1 protein-coding gene and 1 pseudogene are annotated in these 2,364 nt (G+C 77.3%); both read left to right on the forward strand.

Annotated features, from left to right (window positions below):
• The first annotated feature begins 543 nt into the window (after positions 1 to 543).
• Positions 544 to 2,031, forward strand: coding sequence for a protein kinase (locus RIF68_RS34500; protein WP_309055430.1), 1,488 nt, complete (start codon positions 544 to 546; stop codon positions 2,029 to 2,031).
• A gap of 125 nt (positions 2,032 to 2,156) precedes the next feature.
• A pseudogene (locus tag RIF68_RS34505) lies at positions 2,157 to 2,364 on the forward strand (hypothetical protein); the annotation flags it as partial.

Genomic DNA, 2,364 nt, shown 5'->3' on the forward strand with positions numbered 1-2,364 from the left:
CGCCGGGACGGCGCCGCGCACGCCGCCGTCCCGCCCGGCATCCGGTGCCGGTTGCCCGCCACCTGCCGGTGGACGGCGTGGGCGCCCCACCGCCCCGGCGGCAGCGCCCCAGCCCCGGCCGCGCGCGCGGCGGGATCTTCGGTACCGCCCGGGCGCCGCCGTGAGCCCGGCCGGGCGGAGGCACTTGGAGCACCTCGCTCGCGGCTCGCTCCGGCGTCACGCCCGGCCGGGCCGGATCCGCGAACTGCCGGGCGACGATCCCACGGTCCGGGCGGAGGCGGCGTTCGGCGAACGGGACGCAGGCCGTGCAGAAGCCGCCGTCACCGTCGAAGACGAACACCGGTCGCGTAGGCATGACTCCGCCATGCCGGAACGGCACCCGGCCCCCCTTCCGCAAGACCGTGGGCGGGACGGGGGATGTCCGGCGGATGAGGGGGCACACGTGCACAGGTACTCGCACCCACGCGGCCGGGATGCCATCGGCAGCGCACACGTGGGCGGGCCGACGACGGCAGGTGACAACGGGACGCAGGGAGCGCAGTGATGAAAGTCCGCTCGTGGCCGATCCGACCGGACCTCCGGCTCACCGCCCACGCGGTGGCCGGCCGCTACCGGCTCGACGACCTGCTGGGTCGCGGCGGCGCCGCCGATGTGTACGAGGGCATGGACCTGCGCCTGCGGCGGCCGGTCGCCGTGAAGGTCTTCCGCCCGGACGGTGCCACCGACACGGAGGAGCGGTTCGACGGCGAGGGCCGGCTGCTGGCGCAGCTGCAGCACCCAGGCCTGATCACCGTGTACGACTGCGGCCGGGACGACGGAACGCCCTACCTGGTGATGGAGCTGGTCAGGGGCACGACGCTGCGCCGGCGGATCGCCACGGCCCCGCTGGCGCCCGCCGAGGCGTGCCGGATAGGAGCCGCGCTGGCCTCGGCGCTGGCCCACGTGCACGAGGCCGGAGTCGTCCACCGCGACGTCAAACCCGCCAACATCCTGCTGGACGAGGAGGGCGCTCCCCGCCTGACGGACTTCGGCATCTCACGGCTGCTCGGCACCACGGCCCAGACGGTGACGGGCGCCCTGGTGGGCACCGCCGCGTACATGGCCCCGGAGCAGGTGCTGGGCCGGGGCGCCGGGCCGGCGGCGGACATCTACAGCCTGGGACTGGTCCTCATCGAGTCGATCAAGGGCGAACTGGAGTACGGCGGGGCGCCGCTGGAGGCCGCGATCGCCCGGCTGCACCGGCCCCCGCTCGTTCCGCCGGACATACCGGCGGCCGTCGTCGAACTGCTGGAAGCCATGACCGACGCGGACGAGAGCCGCCGGCCGGACGCCCGGGCCGTTGAGCGGGCCCTGGCCGCCCTGGCACCGGAGGATCCCGGGGGAGCGGCCGGCGCCCCCGCGGGACCCTCCGTGCCCGAGGCTCCGCCCATGAGCGGCGAGCACGGCGGCGAGCGGAATCCGGACACGCTCAGGACGAACGGGGCGGGTGCGGCGGTGGGGGGCACCGGCGTCGGGGCCGCCGCCCCCTCACTCGGTGGGCCGGTGTCCGCACGGGCCTCCTCCGGGCGGCCCGCCGCACGCCGGGCCGCCCGGACCCTGCTGACCGCCGGCGCGGCCCTGACCGTCCTGGGCGTCGGACTGGCCGGTTCGGTGGGCGGGTCCTCCGCCGGGGCGGAGAACGCCGTGTCCGCCCCGCCCCGCCCCGCCGCGTCCGAGCCGGCCTCCCCGGACGCGAACCGGTCGAGCGCCTCCGCCTCCTCCTCCCCGTCCTCTTCGGCCTCCCCGACCGCCTCGCCCGACGGAGCCGCCGCCGTCCCCGTATCCGCACCGCGGTCCCCCTCGTACACCGGGGACCGGCGGACCGCCGGCTCCGAGCGCGCGGCGGTCGACAGCGGCACACCGTCGGCATCCGGCCTCCCGGAACGGCAGCGCGGCCGTGCGACCGGTCCGGGAGCGGCCGGACCGGCCCCCGCGAAGGGCGAGGCCCGGCAGGGGAAGCCGAAGCCGGCCAAGGGCAGGCACGCGCGGTGAGACCGCCGTGGCTCCCGGCACGCACCACGCCGCCCGGCGGGGCACCGGGCGGTCGACCCGCCGACGGCCCGGCCGGGGCGGTGGCGCCGGGGGTGACGGCAGGCCCCGAAGGGAGCGGTGGTGTCATGACGGTCGGTGTGCCCGTGAGGGGCTCGGCCCGCGACCGGCGCGATTACGGGGCGTACGCCAGGGCCCTGGCCCGTACCCCGGTCGCCGTCTGGAAGGACGACCTCACCGACTGGGCGGCGGCGCTGACGTACTACGCGGTGCTGGCCGTCTTCCCGGCCCTGCTGGTGATGGTCTTCTCCATCGCCCTGCTCGGCAGCGACACGC

The sequence above is a fragment of the Streptomyces sp. genome, assembly GCF_031178505.1.
Taxonomy (GTDB): domain Bacteria; phylum Actinomycetota; class Actinomycetes; order Streptomycetales; family Streptomycetaceae; genus Streptomyces; species Streptomyces gulbargensis.

What these genes read in the sequence shown, in the direction of transcription:
- RIF68_RS34500 (WP_309055430.1), top strand. Translation starts at nt 544, where the DNA reads ATGAAAGTCCGCTCGTGGCCGATCCGACCGGACCTCCGGCTCACCGCC.